At 70.6% G+C, this 16,810-nt stretch carries 17 protein-coding genes and 1 pseudogene; 9 read left to right on the top strand and 9 right to left on the bottom strand.

Features of this window, described 5'->3' with window-relative positions:
• The first annotated feature begins 25 nt into the window (after positions 1–25).
• The 3 genes from SSP24_RS19250 to SSP24_RS19260 all read left to right on the top strand — a co-directional run bounded on the left by SSP24_RS19250 (position 26) and on the right by SSP24_RS19260 (position 2,277).
• The gene (locus tag SSP24_RS19250) at positions 26–1,012 is read left to right on the top strand and encodes an ATP-binding cassette domain-containing protein (RefSeq protein ID WP_141310884.1); all 987 of its coding nucleotides are present in this window, start codon (positions 26–28) and stop codon (positions 1,010–1,012) included.
• Entirely contained in the window at positions 1,009–1,827 is an 819-nt protein-coding gene (locus SSP24_RS19255; RefSeq protein ID WP_141310885.1) for an ABC transporter permease, read from the top strand. Before SSP24_RS19250 ends, SSP24_RS19255 begins: the two co-directional genes overlap by 4 nt.
• Before the next feature lie 177 nt (positions 1,828–2,004).
• Positions 2,005–2,277 (top strand): hypothetical protein, encoded by a 273-nt coding sequence (locus tag SSP24_RS19260; protein WP_308439641.1) that lies wholly within the window; start codon positions 2,005–2,007, stop codon positions 2,275–2,277.
• Here the strand turns inward: SSP24_RS19260 and SSP24_RS19265 are convergent.
• From SSP24_RS19265 to SSP24_RS19275, 3 genes are all read right to left on the bottom strand, one after another.
• Positions 2,268–3,167 (bottom strand): SDR family oxidoreductase, encoded by a 900-nt coding sequence (locus SSP24_RS19265; protein ID WP_141310887.1) that lies wholly within the window; start codon positions 3,165–3,167, stop codon positions 2,268–2,270. The two genes, SSP24_RS19260 and SSP24_RS19265, sit on opposite strands and share 10 nt — an antisense overlap.
• Before the next feature lie 29 nt (positions 3,168–3,196).
• Positions 3,197–3,934 carry an SDR family oxidoreductase gene (locus SSP24_RS19270; protein ID WP_141310888.1) on the bottom strand — a complete coding sequence of 246 codons (738 nt, stop codon included), beginning with the start codon at positions 3,932–3,934 and terminating at the stop codon, positions 3,197–3,199.
• A gap of 106 nt (positions 3,935–4,040) precedes the next feature.
• A complete protein-coding gene (locus tag SSP24_RS19275) occupies positions 4,041–5,009 on the bottom strand; it encodes an alpha/beta hydrolase (protein WP_141310889.1) in 969 nt (322 codons plus the stop codon).
• A 226-nt stretch (positions 5,010–5,235) separates the two neighbouring features.
• On the opposite strand from SSP24_RS19275, the gene SSP24_RS19280 reads away from it, so the two are divergent.
• Positions 5,236–5,895 (top strand): response regulator transcription factor, encoded by a 660-nt coding sequence (locus SSP24_RS19280; RefSeq protein WP_141310890.1) that lies wholly within the window; start codon positions 5,236–5,238, stop codon positions 5,893–5,895.
• Here the strand turns inward: SSP24_RS19280 and SSP24_RS19285 are convergent.
• The gene (locus SSP24_RS19285) at positions 5,885–6,247 is read right to left on the bottom strand and encodes a response regulator (protein WP_141310891.1); all 363 of its coding nucleotides are present in this window, start codon (positions 6,245–6,247) and stop codon (positions 5,885–5,887) included. The genes SSP24_RS19280 and SSP24_RS19285 overlap by 11 nt on opposite strands.
• A 70-nt stretch (positions 6,248–6,317) precedes the next feature.
• On the bottom strand, positions 6,318–7,715 hold the full coding sequence (locus tag SSP24_RS19290) for a CHASE3 domain-containing protein (RefSeq protein WP_141310892.1): 1,398 nt from the start codon (positions 7,713–7,715) through the stop codon (positions 6,318–6,320).
• Positions 7,716–7,876: 161 nt separating this feature from the next.
• Here SSP24_RS19290 and SSP24_RS19295 point away from each other — a divergent pair, with 161 nt between their 5' ends.
• On the top strand, positions 7,877–8,779 hold the full coding sequence (locus tag SSP24_RS19295; RefSeq protein WP_229865501.1) for a LysR family transcriptional regulator: 903 nt from the start codon (positions 7,877–7,879) through the stop codon (positions 8,777–8,779).
• Between the two features lie 123 nt (positions 8,780–8,902).
• On the opposite strand, the gene SSP24_RS19300 is transcribed toward SSP24_RS19295, so the two are convergent.
• On the bottom strand, positions 8,903–9,937 hold the full coding sequence (locus tag SSP24_RS19300) for a DUF4331 family protein (RefSeq protein ID WP_141310893.1): 1,035 nt from the start codon (positions 9,935–9,937) through the stop codon (positions 8,903–8,905).
• Between the two features lie 209 nt (positions 9,938–10,146).
• Between SSP24_RS19300 and SSP24_RS19305 the strand changes: the two genes are divergently transcribed.
• From SSP24_RS19305 to SSP24_RS19320, 4 genes are all read left to right on the top strand, one after another.
• Positions 10,147–11,151 (top strand): FecCD family ABC transporter permease, encoded by a 1,005-nt coding sequence (locus SSP24_RS19305; protein WP_141310894.1) that lies wholly within the window; start codon positions 10,147–10,149, stop codon positions 11,149–11,151.
• Positions 11,148–12,209 carry a FecCD family ABC transporter permease gene (locus SSP24_RS19310; RefSeq protein ID WP_141310895.1) on the top strand — a complete coding sequence of 354 codons (1,062 nt, stop codon included), beginning with the start codon at positions 11,148–11,150 and terminating at the stop codon, positions 12,207–12,209. The genes SSP24_RS19305 and SSP24_RS19310 overlap by 4 nt, the downstream gene beginning before the upstream one ends.
• Entirely contained in the window at positions 12,206–13,036 is an 831-nt protein-coding gene (locus SSP24_RS19315; protein ID WP_141310896.1) for an ABC transporter ATP-binding protein, read from the top strand. Before SSP24_RS19310 ends, SSP24_RS19315 begins: the two co-directional genes overlap by 4 nt.
• Positions 13,037–13,128: 92 nt before the next feature.
• Positions 13,129–14,178 (top strand): ABC transporter substrate-binding protein, encoded by a 1,050-nt coding sequence (locus tag SSP24_RS19320; protein WP_141310897.1) that lies wholly within the window; start codon positions 13,129–13,131, stop codon positions 14,176–14,178.
• A 12-nt stretch (positions 14,179–14,190) separates the two neighbouring features.
• On the opposite strand, the pseudogene SSP24_RS19325 reads toward SSP24_RS19320, so the two are convergent.
• From SSP24_RS19325 to SSP24_RS19335, 3 genes and pseudogenes are all read right to left on the bottom strand, one after another.
• Positions 14,191–14,835, bottom strand: a pseudogene (locus SSP24_RS19325) (alcohol dehydrogenase catalytic domain-containing protein).
• Entirely contained in the window at positions 14,751–15,758 is a 1,008-nt protein-coding gene (locus SSP24_RS19330) for an ABC-2 membrane transporter-related protein (RefSeq protein WP_141310898.1), read from the bottom strand. The pseudogene SSP24_RS19325 and the gene SSP24_RS19330 overlap by 85 nt, the downstream one beginning before the upstream one ends.
• Positions 15,755–16,708 carry an ABC transporter ATP-binding protein gene (locus SSP24_RS19335; protein WP_141310899.1) on the bottom strand — a complete coding sequence of 318 codons (954 nt, stop codon included), beginning with the start codon at positions 16,706–16,708 and terminating at the stop codon, positions 15,755–15,757. The genes SSP24_RS19330 and SSP24_RS19335 overlap by 4 nt, the downstream gene beginning before the upstream one ends.
• Positions 16,709–16,810: the final 102 nt, after the last annotated feature.

A 16,810-nucleotide genomic window follows, 5' to 3' on the forward strand; every position in this document is an offset into this window, starting at 1 on the left:
CCGCAGCTTCCGAAGGAGCACCCTCATGACCAACTTGGCCATCGCGGCGAACGGGCTGCACAAGTCCTACGGCGACAAGGTCGTGCTGAACGGCGTCGACCTGGCCGTCCCGGAGGGAACGATCTTCTCTCTGCTCGGCCCGAACGGCGCCGGCAAGACCACCGCCGTCAAGATCCTCTCCACCCTCGTCTCCGCCGACCCGGCCTCCGGTGAGATCCGGGTCGGCGGCCACGACCTCGCATCCGACCCGCAGGCCGTGCGTGCCGCGATCGGGGTCACCGGACAGTTCTCCGCCGTCGACGGGCTGATCACCGGCGAGGAGAACATGCTCCTGATGGCGGACCTGCACCACCTGTCCAAGCGCGAAGGGTGGCGGGTTGCCGCCGAGTTGTTGGAGCGGTTCGACCTCACCGAGGCCGCGAAGAAGCCCGCCTCCACCTACTCCGGTGGCATGAAGCGCCGCCTCGACATCGCCATGACCCTGGTCGGCAACCCGCGGATCATCTTCCTCGACGAGCCGACCACCGGCCTCGACCCGCGCAGCCGCCACAACATGTGGCAGATCATCCGTGAGCTGGTCTCCGACGGCGTCACCGTCTTCCTCACCACGCAGTACCTGGAGGAGGCCGACGAACTCGCCGACCGGATCGCGGTGCTCAACGACGGCAAGATCGCCGCAGAGGGCACCGCCGAGGAACTCAAGCGACTGATCCCCGGCGGACACGTCCGGCTCCGCTTCACCGACCCGGCCGCGTACCAGTCCGCCGCCTCCGAGCTGCGCGAGGCGGCCCGGGACGACGAATCCCTCGCCCTGCACATCCCCAGCGACGGCAGCCAGCGCGAGCTGCGCTCCCTCCTCGACTGGCTGGAGGCGGCCGGTGTCGAGGCGGACGAGCTGACCGTGCACACCCCCGACCTCGACGACGTGTTCTTCACCCTTACCGGCTCCACCGTGCCCGCGCAGCGAAACCAGCCGACCCAGCCCAACCAGCCCAAGGAGGACGTCCGATGAGCACCCCTCTGGCTCCCACCCGCCCGTCCCGGATCTCCCTCGCCCTGCGTGACTCGTCCACGATGCTGCGCCGCAACCTGCTGCACGCCCGGCGCTACCCGTCCATGACGCTGAATCTGCTGCTCACGCCGGTCATGCTGCTGCTGCTCTTCGTCTACATCTTCGGCGACGTGATGAGCGCGGGCATCGGTGGCGGCGGCGCCGACCGCTCCGAGTACATCGCCTATATCGTCCCGGGCCTGCTGCTGATGACCATCGGCAGCACCACGATCGGGACCGCGGTGTCCGTCTCCAACGACATGACCGAGGGCATCATCGCCCGCTTCCGCACGATGGCGATCCACCGTGGGTCGGTGCTCGTCGGGCATGTCGTCGGCAGCGTGCTGCAGTGCGTGATGAGCGTGGTCCTCGTCGGCGCCGTCGGCGTGGCCATCGGCTTCCGCTCCACGGATGCCACGGTCCTGGAGTGGCTGGCGGCGTTCGGGCTGCTCGTGATCTTCGCCATGGCGCTCACCTGGGTCGCGGTCGGCATGGGCCTGGTCAGCCCGAACGCCGAGGCCGCCAGCAACAACGCGATGCCGATGATCCTGCTGCCGCTCCTGTCCAGCGCCTTCATCCCGGTCGACACGATGCCGGGGTGGTTCCAGCCGATCGCCGAGTACCAGCCGTTCACGCCGGCCATCGAGACCCTGCGCGGGCTGCTGCTCGGCACCGAGATCGGCCACAACGGATGGCTCGCGGTCGTCTGGTGCCTGGGCCTCGCGGTGCTCGGCTACTTCTGGTCGACCTCGAAGTTCAACAACGACCCGAAGTAACCGCCGTGCAAGCGCGGGCCACCCCGCAAACTCGTCCCACCCCAGGGCGGCGTACACCGACACCTCGTCGGAGTACGCCGCCCCGTTCGTGTGTCCAACCCCTGGCGATAGCCTGCGGGCCGACCCAGTGAGGGGGACAGGGCAAAGATGATCAGACGGTGGCCGGCGGCCTTGGGTGTGAACCTGCTGCTCGGAATGCCGGCGGTGGTGCCGATCTGGCTGCTGTGGTTCCTGGCAGCGAGTTGGCACAACCCGGAACCGACGGAGAACGACGGTATGGCCCTCTGGCTGGTGATCATCGTGCCCGTCGTCGGTCTCTACACGCTGCTGTGGTGCACCGCCAACAGAGCCCTTGCCCGCCGGACTTCACTCGCCGCTCAGAACTATTGGCTGCTCAGCGTGACAGGCACGTTCTTGCCCACCCTCACACTCATCGTGCTCTACCCCTGACGTGAGCCCGCGGTGAGCAGATCGGACAGGCCCACCCGCGTCAGGAACTCGCGGCGGATGCGGTCGGCGACCTCTGACACGGCCTCCGAACCGTCGTCGGCCGGGTCGATGTGCACCCGGTACGGGCGCTGTCCGGCCGGAAGCGCGACGATGCGGGTGATCTCGTCGGAGACCAGGGAGGCATCCGCGTCCTGGGGTGCCAGCGCGGCCAGCTTTTCGGCGACCTGCTCCATCAGGCCGGGGTACTTCGTCTCGTACGCCGCCTCCACGGCACCGTCGGCCGGGTGGCCGGAGTGGGCGAAGTGGTTGGTCCCGCTGGTGAACGAGCCCGGCACCACGATCGACGTCTCCACACCCCAGCGGGCCAGCTCGGCGGCGTAGCTCACGGCGAGGGCGTCCATGGCGGCCTTGGCGGCGAAGTAGGGGCCCAGATAGGGCGGGGTGCCACCCTTGACGCTGGAGCTGGACACCCAGATCACCAGGCCCTTGCCGGCCGCGCGCAGGTGGGGGAGCGCGGCGCGGTTGACACGCTGGGTGGACAGCACGTTCACGTCGTACAGCTCGGCGAGTTGGTCGGGCGTGAACGCCTCGGCGGGGCCGGTGACCATGTGGCCCGCGTTGTGGATCAGGACGTCGATACGGCCGTGCTCGGCGATGACCCATTCGATCGCGGTGTCGACGGACGCCTGGGAGGTGACGTCGAGTTCGATGGCGCGCAGGTCCACGCCGTGACCCTTGGCGTAGTCGGCGGCTGCCTCGGCCTGGGGAGCGTTGCGGGTGGCCGTCTGGCGCATCCCGGCGTAGACGGTGTGGCCGGCGTCCGCGAGGGCGCGGGCGGTCAGGGCGCCGAAGCCGCTGGAGGCGCCGGTGATGACGACGATGTCGCTCATTTCTTGCTCTCCTTCGGGAAGTCGGGGTGTCAGGCCACGCCGCCGTTGGCGAACAGGACCTGGCCGTTGATCCAGCGGGCCGGGCCGGCGAGGAAGGCGACCGCCTCGGCGATGTCGTCGGGCGTGCCGAGGCGCTCCAGCGGGGCGACCTTGGCGAGCTGGTCGACGGCGGCCTCGTCCTTGCCCTCCAGGAACAGGGGAGTTGCGGTGGGGCCGGGGGCCACCGCGTTGACGGTGATGTCCTTGCCGCGCAGCTCACGGGCCAGGATCAGGGTCATGCCCTCGACGGCGGCCTTGCTCGCCGTGTAGGCGCCGTAGGTGGGGAACCGAAGGCGCGTGACCGAGGTGGAGAAGTTGACGATGGCGCCGCCCGGCCGCAGCCGCTGGGCCGCCTGTTGGCAGACCACGAAGGTGCCGCGGATGTTGGTGCGGTGCATCCGGTCCAGGTCGTCCAGGTCCAGCGTGGCGATCGGGGACAGCAGCATGATGCCCGCCGTGTTGACGACGACGTCGATGCCGCCGAACTCCCGCTCCACGGCGTCGAACGCCTCCGCCATGGCGTGCTCGTCGGCGACGTCGCCGCCGACCGTGATCGCCCGGCCGCCGGACGCGGTGACCGCGGCGACCGTCTCGTCGGCGCGGGCCTTGTTGCCGGCGTAGTGGACGCCGACGGCGATGCCGTCCCCGGCGAGGCGCTCGACGACCGCGCGACCGATGCCGCCGGAGCCCCCGGTGACCAGGGCGACGCGGGTGGTGGTGTCCGTCATGAGATCCGTCCTTCCGTGCTGCGGTGAGATGCCTCGCGGTCGATCGCCGCCGAGGACGGGCCAGGAGCGTCCCGGCCGCGCCCCCTCGGCGGCACTGGCGTTCCGGTCAGAAGGCGAGTGCCGTACGCAGCGCGGCGACGGCCTGGTTGATGGCGGCCTCAGCGGCGTGGGTCTCGCGCAGGGCGTTGAGCATCACGAAGTCGTGGATGATGGCCTGGTAGCGCACCGCGGTCACGGGGACACCGGCCTGGCGCAGCTTGTTCGCGTACGCCTCGCCCTCGTCGCGCAGGACGTCGGCCTCACCGTTGATGACCAGCGCCGGCGGCAGTCCGGAGAGCTGCTCGATGGTGGCCCGCAGCGGCGAGGCGGTGATCTGCGCCCGCTCCTGCTCGTCCGTCGTGTACTGGTCCCAGAACCACTTCATGCCCTCGCGGGTCAGAAAGTAGCCCTCCGCGAACTGGCGGTAGGAGCCGGTGTCGAAGTTCGCGTCGGTGACCGGGTAGAACAGCAGCTGGAACTTCAGCGGTACGTCGCCGCGTTCCTTGGCCATCAGGGTCAGAGCGGCGGCCATGTTGCCGCCGACGGAGTCACCGGCGACGGCCAGCCGGGAGGCGTCCAGGCCCTTCCCGGCGCCGTCGGTGACGATCCACCGAGCCACCGCGTAGTTCTGCTCGATGGCGACCGGGTAGCGCGCTTCCGGCGACAGGTCGTACTCGGGGAAGACCACGGCGGCGCCGCTGCCCACGGCGAGTTCGCGGACCAGGCGGTCGTGGGTGTGGGCGTTGCCGAACACCCAGCCCGCCCCGTGGATGTAGAGCACGACCGGGAGGACACCCTCGGCACCGGCGGGCCTGACGACGCGGGCCCGAACGCTGCCCGTCGGACCGCCCTGGACGGTGATCCATTCCTCGTCGACGGCCGGCTTGGCGATCTCCCCGGACTGCACCTCGTCGACGGTCTTGCGGCCCTCGGCCGGGGTCATCTGGTACAGGAACGGCGGCTGCGAGGTGGCCTCCGCGAACGCGGCCGCCGGCGCTTCCAGAACGGGGGTGACCGGCGTGAACGTCTCGGACATGATGCTCCTCCACTGAGGGACGGGGCGGAACCGGCGACTCGGCGGGGAGCCGCCTTGGATGTCCTCAAGTCTGGTCACCGGCCGCCCGTTTCGGCTGTCGAGCCGACTTCAAAGCCCTTGCCGGTCGGCCCGAGGCCGCACGTGGGGAAAACCCCACGGTCGCCCCCGGGAAGCCGCCGCCCCGCAGGGCCCCGGCAGGCTCGGCGCCGCCGACTAGGATGCGTTCATGGGTGAGCGTCTGCGTGCGGTGCTCGGAGAAGACCAGCCGATCGTCCGTGAGGGCATCACGGCGATGCTGGAGCGGTCCGGCATCGAGGTCGTCGCGGCGGTTTCCGATGCTCCGGTCCTGGTCAGGGCGGCCGCGGAGCACAAGCCAGACGTAGTGATCACCGACATCCAGATGCCACCGAACCTCGCCGACGACGGCCTTCAGGCGGCGCGGCGGATCCGCGCGGAGCAGCCGGGTACGCCCGTGATCGTGCTGTCCCAGTTCCTGGACGCCTCGTTCGCGCTCGACCTCGTCGGGGACGATCCGAGCGGGGTCGGTTATCTGCTGAAGGAGAAGGTCGCCAGCCCGCAGATCCTCACGGACGCGGTACGACGGGTCGTCGCCGGCGGTTCGGCACTCGACCCGGACGTCATCTCCGCGCTCGTCGGCCGCAAGCGCAGTGCCGATCCGCTGGACGGACTGACGCCCCGGGAGAGGGAGGTGCTGGCGCTGATGGCCGAGGGACACTCCAACTCGGGCATCGCGGAAAAGCTCGTCGTGACGGTGCCCGCGGTGGAGCGGCACGTCACCGGGATCTTCCTCAAACTGGGCCTGCAGCAGACCGAGTCCTCACAGCACCGCCGCGTGCTCGCCGTACTCCACTACCTCAAGCGGTAGGCGAGAAAAGGGCCTTGAGGTCGGTGTCGAACAGCCGGTCCTTGGCCACGAAGCTCAGGATCCCGGCACCGGCCAGCTCCTCGGCCGACCACGCCGAGGGATCGGTGGAGGTCAGCACGATCCTCAGCGGTTGCCCCTCCCGCGTGAGCGCTCGGGCGACGGAGAGACCGTCCTCGTCCGGAAGGTGAAGATCGAGCAGCACACCGTCGGGGCGGTGCTCCCGGACCGCCGCGACCGCCGATGCGCCGTCCGGCGACTCGGCCACGACCCGCAGCCCGCGCGCCGCCAGCAGTGCCCTGGCGATACGACGGAATCCGGGGTCGTCGTCGACGACCACCACGTTGACTGACATGGCACCAGCATCTCCGACGGGACAACGCGCGGGCCATGGGGCCAACCCCACGTCGACCCGCGGACGGGCCTCAGGCCGGTATCGGTATCCGCGCCAGGATGGTGGTGCCGCCGCCCGGGGGCGAGTCGATGGTCAAGGTGCCGTCGAAGGCGGCCACGCGGTCGGCCAGGCCGGTCAGACCACTGCCGGCCGTGCCGGCGCCGACGCCGCCGACACCGTCGTCGACGACTTGGATCCGCAGGATCTCCCCGAGGTCGAGGCAGATGTCGATCCGGGACGCCTGTGCGTGCTTGACCGCATTCGTCACGGCCTCGGCCACGACGAAATACGCGTTCGACTGGACGGCCGTGGGAATCGTCCGGTCGACGTTGCTCTCGACCACGGCGGGAACCGGACAGCGGGACGCCAGGTCCCGCACCGCCGCCTCCAGCCCCTTCACCGTCAGCACGAGCGGGTAGATCCCCGAGGCGAGTTCCCTCAGCTCGTCGATCGCCGTCTGCGCGTTGGCGATCGACTGGTCCATCAGCTCGGTGGCGGTCGACTCCGAGTCGGGGACCAGCTCCCGTGCCAGTCGGAGCCCGATCATCAGGCTGACGAGTCGCTGCTGCGCCCCGTCGTGCAGATCCCGGGCCGTGCGCCGGTGTACCGCCTCGACGCTCTCCATGATGCGTCGGCGGCTGTCCTGCAACGAGGCCGCCATGGTGTTGAAGGACGTGCCCAGCGCACCGATCTCCGCCACCTTGCTGGGGGCGATCCGCACTCCGAGGTCACCTCCTGCGAACCGCTCCGCCGCGGCAGCCGCCCCACGGACGGGCCGTACGACGGCGCGGTGCTGGAACACCGTGAATGCGGCCACGAGCGCGGTCGACGCCGCCAGACCCACACCTGCCGCGATCACCGCCCGCCGCGCGTTGGCCCCCGCGGTGTCCTCGCGCGCCGCGAGCTGGGCGCGTTCGTTCGCCGTGTACTGGTCGAACTGGGCCCGCAAGGCGTCGACGCGTCGCTTTCCGTCGGCCGTCGCCGACAGACCGGATGCGGCGGGATCACCCCGCCGGACCGCCTCCACCAGCGGAACCGAGTAGTCGTTCAGCAAGGAGTCGACGCCCTGCGTGATCTGTTCGGCAATGCGCGTCTGTTCGGGAGAGGTGGCGGTCTCGGTGAATCTCCGTATCTGCGCGGGAAGCTCCGTCCGCGCCGCCTGCCAGGGTTCGAGGAACTCCTCACGCCGGGTGATCACGAAGCCGCGCTGCCCGGTCTCCAGGTCGAGGACCAGTTGTTCCAGGTTGCCGGCTTCGACGAGGGCCGTCCGGGAAGCGCGTCGCGCCGATGTGGAGCTGTTGGCGTCGGCGATCGCCCACAGCAGGACGGCGAAGGCGACACCTATCAACAAGGCGAGCAGGCCGCCCGCCGCGATCGTGAGGCTGGTCAGCCCCAGTCGCCGACTGCCGTGCCCTCGTCCTGTCCGCATGCTCCGCCCAGCGATGGAAGGGAATTCGGCGCTCCCGACGAGCAAGGTATCCGCGCAGGTGCTCAATGGAAGTATTCAGCCGCGGGTGTGCGGAGGTCCAATGCCTCTTGTGGTGTGCTCGATAACCGCAGGGCATCGGTGCAGGAAGGGTCGGGAGTGAGATGGCTGATGACCCGATGGATCTCGATCTGCGCAAGCTGCGGTACTTCGTGGCCGTGGCCGAGCGGCTGCACTTCGGCCGGGCGGCGCTCGCCCTGCACGTCACCCAGCCCGCACTGTCCCGCCAGATACGGCAACTGGAGCGTGACCTCGGGGTCGTGCTCCTCAGCCGCACCAGCCGGGACGTGACCCTCACCGCCGCAGGTGAGCAGTTCCTGCACGACGCCCGGGCTCTGCTGGCCGCCGGGCAGGCCGCCCAGGACCGGGTTCGCCGCATCGATGCCGGTGAGCACGCGCTGACCGTCGGCTTCATGCTCGGCGCGGACGTCACCCCCGTGCTGAACGCGTTCTCCGCCGGCCACCCCGACGTGCCGATCGAACTCGTCCGCCTGCGCTGGTGGAACCAGGCCCAGCCGCTCCTGGACGGCACCGTCGACATCGGCTTCGTACGGCTGCCCGTCGACTCCGACGACCGACTGGACGTCCTGCCGCTGTCCCCGGAGCGGCTCTGCGTCGTCCTGCCCGCCCGTCACCCCCTGGCCGGCGAGCCCGGGATCAGCGTCACCGCCCTCGCCGACGAACCGGTCCTGCAATACGCCGACGCCACGCCCGCCTGGGCGGCCGTCTGGAACGCGGTGCCACCACGCCCCGACGGCACCCGACCGCCACACGGACCCGCCTTCCACGACATGGAGGAACTCCTCGGCTACGTCAGAGCGGGCCGCGGCGTCGTCCTCGTAGCGGAGCCGGTCGCCACCGTCTTCCCGCGCCCCGACATCACCTACGTCCCGGTGACCGACGCACCGCCGGGCCGGGTGGCCCTCGCCTGGGACGGCGCACGACGGTCCACGCTGGTCACCGAGTTCGTCGAGGCGGCGCGGAGCGTGTTGCGGCTGGGGGAGTAGGCCCGGGGTCCGCAACCGGCCACCGCTCCTCGATCCGGCCGATCCGCCATACGTTGATCCGGCCGATCCGCCATACGGCGACGGCGCCCCGTCACAGGGTGCCCCCCGGCGGCCGGGCGCCGGTCAGGACGCGGCGGGCACGTAAGGGAAGCCCGAGGGCGGCCTGGCCGTGACCGACTCCTTGCCGATGCCGAGGGTGACGGGCGTGTTGGCGGCGAAGGAGAACATGACGTCCGGGGCGTTGTCGGTCAGCGAACGGCCGTTCCAGCCCGCGAAGCCGTAAGCGGCCGGGGTGCCGACGGTGTACGGCAGGACGTTGGGCAGAATCCGCTCGACGACGGTCCGGGCGTACGCCTCCGGGTCCTCGGCGGTGCCGTAGGCGCGCACCACGCCCGCCACCTTCTCGGTGAGCAGCTTGCCGTGCAGTTGGACGTCGTCGGACGGGACGTTCTCGTTGAGCCGGTCGCCGAGGTCCTCGTCGAACTGCGTGAACAGCGGGTGGATCATCGGCAGTCCGGCCCGGTTGACCGGACGCCACCCGCCGGCGTCCGTGGCCAGCGAGGCCAGGCCCCACACGCCGATGCGCTGGTCGTCGCCCGCGACGGGCAGCAGTTCCTCGTCGGCGATCTCCAGCACGATCGAGTACACGGTGTGCCCGGCGAACAGGTTCTTCGCCTCGGCCGGGTTCCAGGACGACAGGTCCACGGTGGTGCCGTCCTGGAAGGCGTGACCCACGGCGTGCAGGACGTCCGGCTCGATCCAGAAGGGGTCGCCCGCCCTGCCGACCCAGACCCTGCCACCGGCGTCGAGGTCGACGGCCGTGCCGGTACGCCCCCGGGCGATCACCGTGCCCTCCGCGAACGCGTCACCGGCCTCGGGCCCGGCCAGGCGGCGCAGCTCGTAGCCCTGCGTTCCGTCGGCGTCGGCGTCCGAGAAGCTGAAGCGGTAGGTGAGGTCCTCGACGGCGTCACCAATGCCGTCGATCTTGAACTCGTACCTGCCCTCCGGGTGCAGACCGCGGGGGATGTCCTCGCCCGCGAGCGAATGGCTGTGGTTCGTCACGAAGACCGTGCCCCGCTCACCGCGGAAGACGTACAGGTCGGTGATGTCCAGACGCGGGTCCTGGCGGGCGACGGGGGAATCGAGGTGGTGGGACATCGCGCTCTCGCCTTTCTTTCGACGGTGGCTTCAGTCTGGTGAGAGCGCGTCGACGAAGGCTGTCGAGACGCCTCCACAATCACCGGCCGCATGCCCCACGCCGCACCGTGGGGTTAACCCGACGCCCATGCCCCCCATGCCGTACGAGAGCGCTGACCCCCACCACGTACGCTTAGGCAATCCTTAGCTAAGAGGTACGGGAAGGGCGCATGTCAGGAGTCGCGAGCCGACGCGTCGGCTGGATGGCCGTCGCCCTTCTCCTCCTCCTACTGGCCGTGCTGCTGAGCCTCGCCGTCGGCAGCCGCGCGATCGCCCCCGCGGCGGTCTGGGACGCGCTGCTGCACGGCGGCACGAGCGACGACGCCCAGGTCGTACGGGCGCTGCGGGTGCCGCGGACGGTCGTCGGTGTGCTGGTCGGGATCGCCCTCGGCGTTGCCGGAACGGTTCTGCAGGGCATCACCCGCAACCCCATCGCCGAGCCCGGCATCCTCGGCATCAGCCAGGGCGCCTCGCTCGGCGTCGTCTGCGCCATCACCTTCTTCGGGGTGCACACCCTGAACGGCTACGTCTGGTACGCCTTCGCGGGCGCGGCCGTCGCCGCGGTGTGCATCTACGTCGTCGCCAGCAGCGGACGCGGCGGCGCCTCGCCGGTCAAGCTGGCGCTCGCGGGCGCGGCGATGAACGCCTTCCTCGCCTCCGTCGTCACCGGCATCCTCACCACCGACGCCCGTGCCCTGGACGAGTTCCGGTTCTGGGACGTCGGCTCGATCGCCGGCCGGGACGCCTCGATCGTCGGGCAGACCTGGCCGTTCCTGGTCGCGGGGCTGTTGCTGGTGCTGGCCATGGCCCGTGGGCTGGACGCGCTCGCGCTCGGCGAGGACATCGCGCGCGGGCTGGGCCGCAATGTGGCGCTGCTGCGCGCGACCGGGGCCGTGGGCGCGACCGTGCTCACCGGCGTCGCGGTGGCCGCCGCGGGCCCGATCGCCTTCACCGGCCTCGCCGTCCCGCACATCGCCCGGGCGCTCGTCGGCCCCGGGCACCGCTGGCTGCTGCCCATGGCCGCCGTGCTGGGGCCGGTGATGCTGCTCCTCGCGGACGTCCTCGGGCGGATCGTCGTACGGCCCTCGGAGGTGCCGGTGGCTGTGATGACCGCGCTCGCCGGAGTGCCGTTCCTGGTGGTGCTGGTACGGCGCAGGAAGGTGGTTGCGGCATGACCCAGGCCACCTTCCGTCCCCCGGGGCACGCCGTCCTGCGCACCGGGAAGAGCAGCCTGCTGCTGCACCGCAGGAGCCTCCTCGTCGCCCTCGTCCTCACCGCGCTGCTCGCGGCCACCGTCGTCGCGTCCCTGTGTTTCGGCGAGTCGTTCGTCGCGCCGGGCGAGGTGGTCCGTGTGCTGCTGGGACTGCCCAGCCCGGACGAACTGGTCGTCGGCACGCTGAGGTTGCCGCGGCTGGTGACCGGGCTGCTGGTGGGCGCCGCGTTCGGGGTCTCCGGCGCGCTGATCCAGACCGTCGCCCGCAATCCGCTGGCCAGCCCCGACGTCATCGGCGTGACGCACGGGGCGGGCGCGGCGACGGTCGCGGCGATGACGTTCGGTGTCACCTCGTACGCCGTACTCCCCTACGTCTCCGTCGTCGGCGGACTCGCGGCGGCGCTGCTCGTCTATCTGCTGGCCTGGCGGCGCGGACTGCACGCCGCCCGGTTCGTGCTCATCGGCATCGGGATCTCGGTGGCCCTCGGCTCCCTGACCCGGCTGTTCGTGACCAAGGGCGACTACCTGGTCGCCCAGCAGGCCAAGGTCTGGCTCACCGGCTCCCTCAACGGCCGGGGCTACGACCAGGCCGCGCCGCTCGCGACCGTACTGCTGCTGCTCGTACCGTTCCTGCTGTGGGCGGGCCGCGCCCAGCGCGGCGCGGCGTTCGACGACGACACCGCCACCGCCCTCGGCACCCGGCTCGACCGGGACCGTCTTGGGCTGGGCGCGCTCGGTGTGGTGCTGGCGTCCGTGGCGACCGCAGCCGCCGGACCGGTGGACTTCGTGGCGCTGCTCGCCCCGCAGATCGCCCGCCGCCTCACCCGCACCCCGCACATCCCGCTGCTGTGCTCGGCGCTGATGGGCGCGCTGATCGTGACCGTCGCCGACCTGCTGGCCCGCCGGCTCTTCTCGCCGACCGAGCTGCCGGTCGGCGTGTTCACCGCCCTGGTCGGGGCCCCGTATCTGATGTGGCTGATCGTCAGCTCCCGTAGCGGCCGTTCCGGAGGAACCGCGTGACCGGCAATCGCCTCACCGCCCAAGGGCTCACCCTCGCCTACGAGGACCGCACGGTCGTCGACGGCCTGGACCTTCAGGTCCCGGACGGGCAGGTCACCGTCATCGTCGGGCCCAACGCCTGCGGTAAGTCGACCCTGTTGCGCGCCCTGGGACGGCTGCTGAGGCCGAAGCGCGGCGCGGTGCTGCTCGACGGTACCGAGCTGTCCCGCATCCCGACCCGGCGGATCGCCCAGGCCGTCGGCCTGCTGCCGCAGACGCCGGTGCCGCCGGAGGGCATCACGGTCGCCGACCTGGTCTCGCGCGGTCGGCAGCCGCACCAGAAGTGGTGGCAGCAGTGGTCGGAGGCGGACGAGACGGCCGTCGCCCGGGCGCTGGAGCGCACCGGGACCGCCGAGCTCGCCGAGCGGCCGGTCGACGAGCTGTCGGGCGGTCAGCGCCAGCGCGTGTGGATCGCGATGGCCCTCGCCCAGGACACCGACGTCCTGCTGCTCGACGAGCCGACGACCTACCTCGACATCGCCCACCAGGTGGAAGTCCTGGACCTCGTACGGCAGTTGAACCGGGAGCGGGGCCGGACCGTGGTCGCCGTGCTGCACGATCTGAACCAGGCGGCCCGGTACGCCGACCACATCGTCGCCATGAAGGCGGGCCGGATCGTGGCGCAGGGCGCACCGGCCGACGTCGTCAACGCCGAGCTGGTCGATGAGGTCTTCGGGCTGGCGTCGGTCGTCGTACCGGATCCGGTGACGGGCGGTCCGCTGGTGGTGCCGGGGCCGCCGCGTTCGACACATACGGCCGTGCCCGAACAGGCCGTACCGGGAACGTGATCGGAGCCACAGGCTCCGGATGCTCCGAATCCACAGGCTTCTCATAAAGTAAGGCTCGCCTAAGTTCTACTTTGTACGACGGGAGCCTCCCCATGTCTGCCAGCCGCCGCGGCACCGCCGCAGCAGCCCTCGCCCTAGCCGCCGCGCTCTCGCTGACGGCATGCGGCGGTTCCTCCTCGAGCGGGGAGGAGACGTCCGCGGGTGCTTCCGCCGGAGCCGGTGACAAGAAGGCGGTCGCCCAGGGCGGCGAGGACTTCTCCAAGGCGGCGGAGCAGACCGCGGCGATGGGCACCGACGCCAAGCCGGGCGAGTGGCCGCGGACCGTCGAGCACGCCATGGGCGAGACCGAGATCAAGGCCCAGCCCAGGCGTGTCGTGGTCCTCGACGTCGGCGAGCTCGACAACGTGGTGTCGCTCGGCATCAAGCCGGTCGGCCTCGCCCCCACCGAGGGCTCCCCCGAACTTCCCTCCTACCTGAAGAAGGACGCGGGCAGCCCGGCGAACGTCGGCACCATCAACAACCTCAACCTCGAAGCCATCGCCGCGCTCAAGCCCGACCTGATCCTCGGCAGCCAGCTGCGCGCCGCCGACAAGTACGACGAGCTGTCGCAGATCGCGCCGACCGTCTTCTCCCTGCGCCCCGGCTTCACGTGGAAGGAGAACTACCTCCTCAACGCGGCCGCCCTGGACAAGACGGCGGAGGCGAAGGCGCAGCTGGCCGAGTACGACGAGAAGGTGGCGGCGCTGAAGGCGAAGCTCGGCGCGGACAAGCCGACCGTCTCGATGGTCCGCTACCTGCCCGACGGCGTCATCCGCCTCTACGCGAAGGCCTCGTTCATCGGCACGATCCTGAAGGACCTGGAAATCCCACGCCCGAAGAACCAGGACATCGAGGACCTCGCCACCGAGATCAGCGCCGAGAACATCGACCAGGCCGACGCCGACTACATCTTCACCGGCGTCTACGGCGACCCGAAGGCCACGGACAAGTCCACGGCCCAGGGCAACCCACTGTGGAAGAACCTCAACGCCGTCAAGACCGGCCACGCCTACGACGTCCCGGACGAGACCTGGTACCTCGGCCTCGGCGTAACGGCCGCCGACGAGGTCCTCACCGACCTGGAGAACCACCTCACCGAGTAGCCGCGTTACCGGTCAGGGGGTCAGGAGGCTCTTGATGGCGCGGCGTTCGTCCATTGCCTTGTAGCCCTCGGCGACCTGGTCCAGAGGTAGGCGCGTACGGGGGCGGGGCCGCCGCGCAGGCCGACGTGGGAGTAGAACAGCTCCTGGCCGTCGAAACCGACGTTGCCGCCGGGGCGGGTGGAGTACAGGGCCTGCCGCATGGCCTCGCGGGTGCCGACGCACTCCAGGACCGAGTCGGCGCCGATGTATCGCGATGATCCGCTCGGCGCCCAGTTCCTTCCGGCGATGACGCCGCACAGCCCGACCGCGCCGTCTCCGACCACGACAGCCGTGCAGCCAGCCCGGCCTGACCTCGGCGGTGGCGACGAGCGTGCCGTGGGCGTTGGGGATACGGACGTACTCCGCCTGGCAGGTGCTCATGAACTCCCGGTTCAGGCAGTTGGACTGGTAGCCGTTGGCGCAGTTCGGGCAGGTGTTGTCCGAGGTCGCGAAGGAGCCGACCACGAACTGGCCCGGCCGGACCGAGCTGACCTCGCTGCCGACCTCCTCGACGGGGGAGCGGTCCATCCTGATCAGACCAGGCGTTTGCGGCCCCACAGGAAGAGGAACGCCGTGACCGCGGCCGTCAGGGCCAGGAGGATTGCCGCGCCGAGCCACTGCATGCCGGTCATCTGGGAGAGGGGCAGGTAGTCCACCGACCAGCCGACCACATCGGCCTGCTTCAGACACAGCTCGCGCGCCTGCTCCGTCGACTCGTGGACGCAAGTGCTCCAGCCGATCAGCTCGCCGCTGCCGGTGAGGTACGACTGGTCGATCTGGTACGCGGCGTCGGGCAGCCTGGGGAACGTGTCCTCCCCCAGGACACCCTTGTGCGTGGTGACCGTGACCACGTCGCCGAGCGCCAGCCGCAGCTCACCCCAGACGAACTGGACGAGGACCGCGAACCCGAAGGTGACCACCATCGCCGCCAGCGTGCGCCGGAGAACCAGGCCGATCGCCACACCGCCGATGACCGTGAAGAGGGTCAGCGCGACGGGAACGGGCCCCGTGGTGTCGAACGACGGGCCGGAGGTCCAGTCCATGACGTTGATCTGGTCCTTGACCGGGCCCCACCACGACCCGAACGCGACGGACAGGGTCACCGTGCTCGCCACGACGACCAGTGCGGTCACACCGAGCTTGGTGGCCAGCCAGCGGACCTGGCTGCGGGACTGGGTCGCGACGAGCCTTGCCGTCCCGTGCTCCAGATCGCCCGCGAGCAGCGGGGCGCCGACGAAGACGCCGAGCAGGACGGGGATCATGCCCAGGGCCGTGGTGACGGGGCCGAAGGCGGCGGCGTACGGCTCGAACTTCTCGTCGAATTCCGCGATGTCCTTGCCGGGCCAGCCCTGATCGCCGAGGAAGTCCAGCATCTGACCGCGCCGGTAGAGGATCCACGTCGCCAGGAGTGCGGTGGCGCCCAGGACGGTCCAGAAGGCGGCCCGGTGCTGGCGCCACACGAGCCAGGTCATGCCGCGGAGCCGGGGGCGCCGCCCGGATGCAGTCGTGGCCGTGGCCGGGGTGCCGGTGAGGGTGCTCATGCCGCCACCGCCTGCGTGCCGGTCCGGACCTCGGCCGTGGGGGTGATCAGAGGTGGCGCTCCGGTCGAGCGCAGGTAGGCGAGCAGGAGTTCCTCCATGGTCGGGCTGTCGGTGTCCCAAGGGCCGGCGAGCGGTCCTTCCGCTCGTATCAGCGCGCTGAACTGCCGTCCGCCGGTGCGCGATTCGACGACGGTGTGATGCGCGAGGTCCGCGGGCACGCCCTCTCCGTTGCGGGCACCGGAGACCCGGGTGTGGGCGTACAGCAGCTCGTCCACGTCACCGGCGAGGCGCACACCGCCCTGCGCGACGACGACGAGGTAGTCGCAGACGCTCTCCAGCTCGGCGAGGACATGGGTGGACATCAGCACCGTGGAGCCGCGCTCGGCGGCCTCGGCCATGAGGGTGCCCATGAGCTCATGCCGTACGACCGGATCGAGGTCGGACATCGGCTCGTCCAGCAGCAGCAGATCCGGCCGCTTGCCGAAAGCGAGCGCGAAGGCCACGCGGGTGCGCTGCCCGCCGGAGAGGGTGGCGATCCTGGCGTCCAGCGGGACGTTGCCGGCCCGCACGATGCCCTCGGCGGCCCGCTGATCCCAGCCGGGGTTCAGCTCCCGCCCAAGCCGCAGCGTCTCGGCGACCGTGAAGGTCCGGTACAGCGGCTTGTCCTGGGCCAGGAACGCCGTACGACGACCGGCCTCCGCCGAGCCCGGGGCCGCGCCGAACACGCTCAGCGTGCCCTCCGTCGGCTCCAGCACATGGGCCGCGATCCCCAACAGCGTGGTCTTCCCGGCCCCGTTGGGCCCGACCAGCCCGCAGATCCGCCCGGCCGGCAGCCGGAACGAGCAGTCCCGCAACGCCCAACCCCGCCGGTACCGCTTGCCGAGCCCGACCGCTTCCAACGCCGGCCCGCCGGCGTACGTACCGTCACTCACCTGTTCTCCATCCACCATTCCACTAATCAAGTAGTGAAATGATGATGGGGGCCCGCAAGGGATCTTGTCAACGCCCTGAAGACTCCTGGGATGGTCGCCGACAAACACCGACGCCCCCCG

This window comes from Streptomyces spinoverrucosus, assembly GCF_006539505.1.
In the GTDB taxonomy this organism is placed as follows: Bacteria; Actinomycetota; Actinomycetes; order Streptomycetales; family Streptomycetaceae; genus Streptomyces; species Streptomyces spinoverrucosus.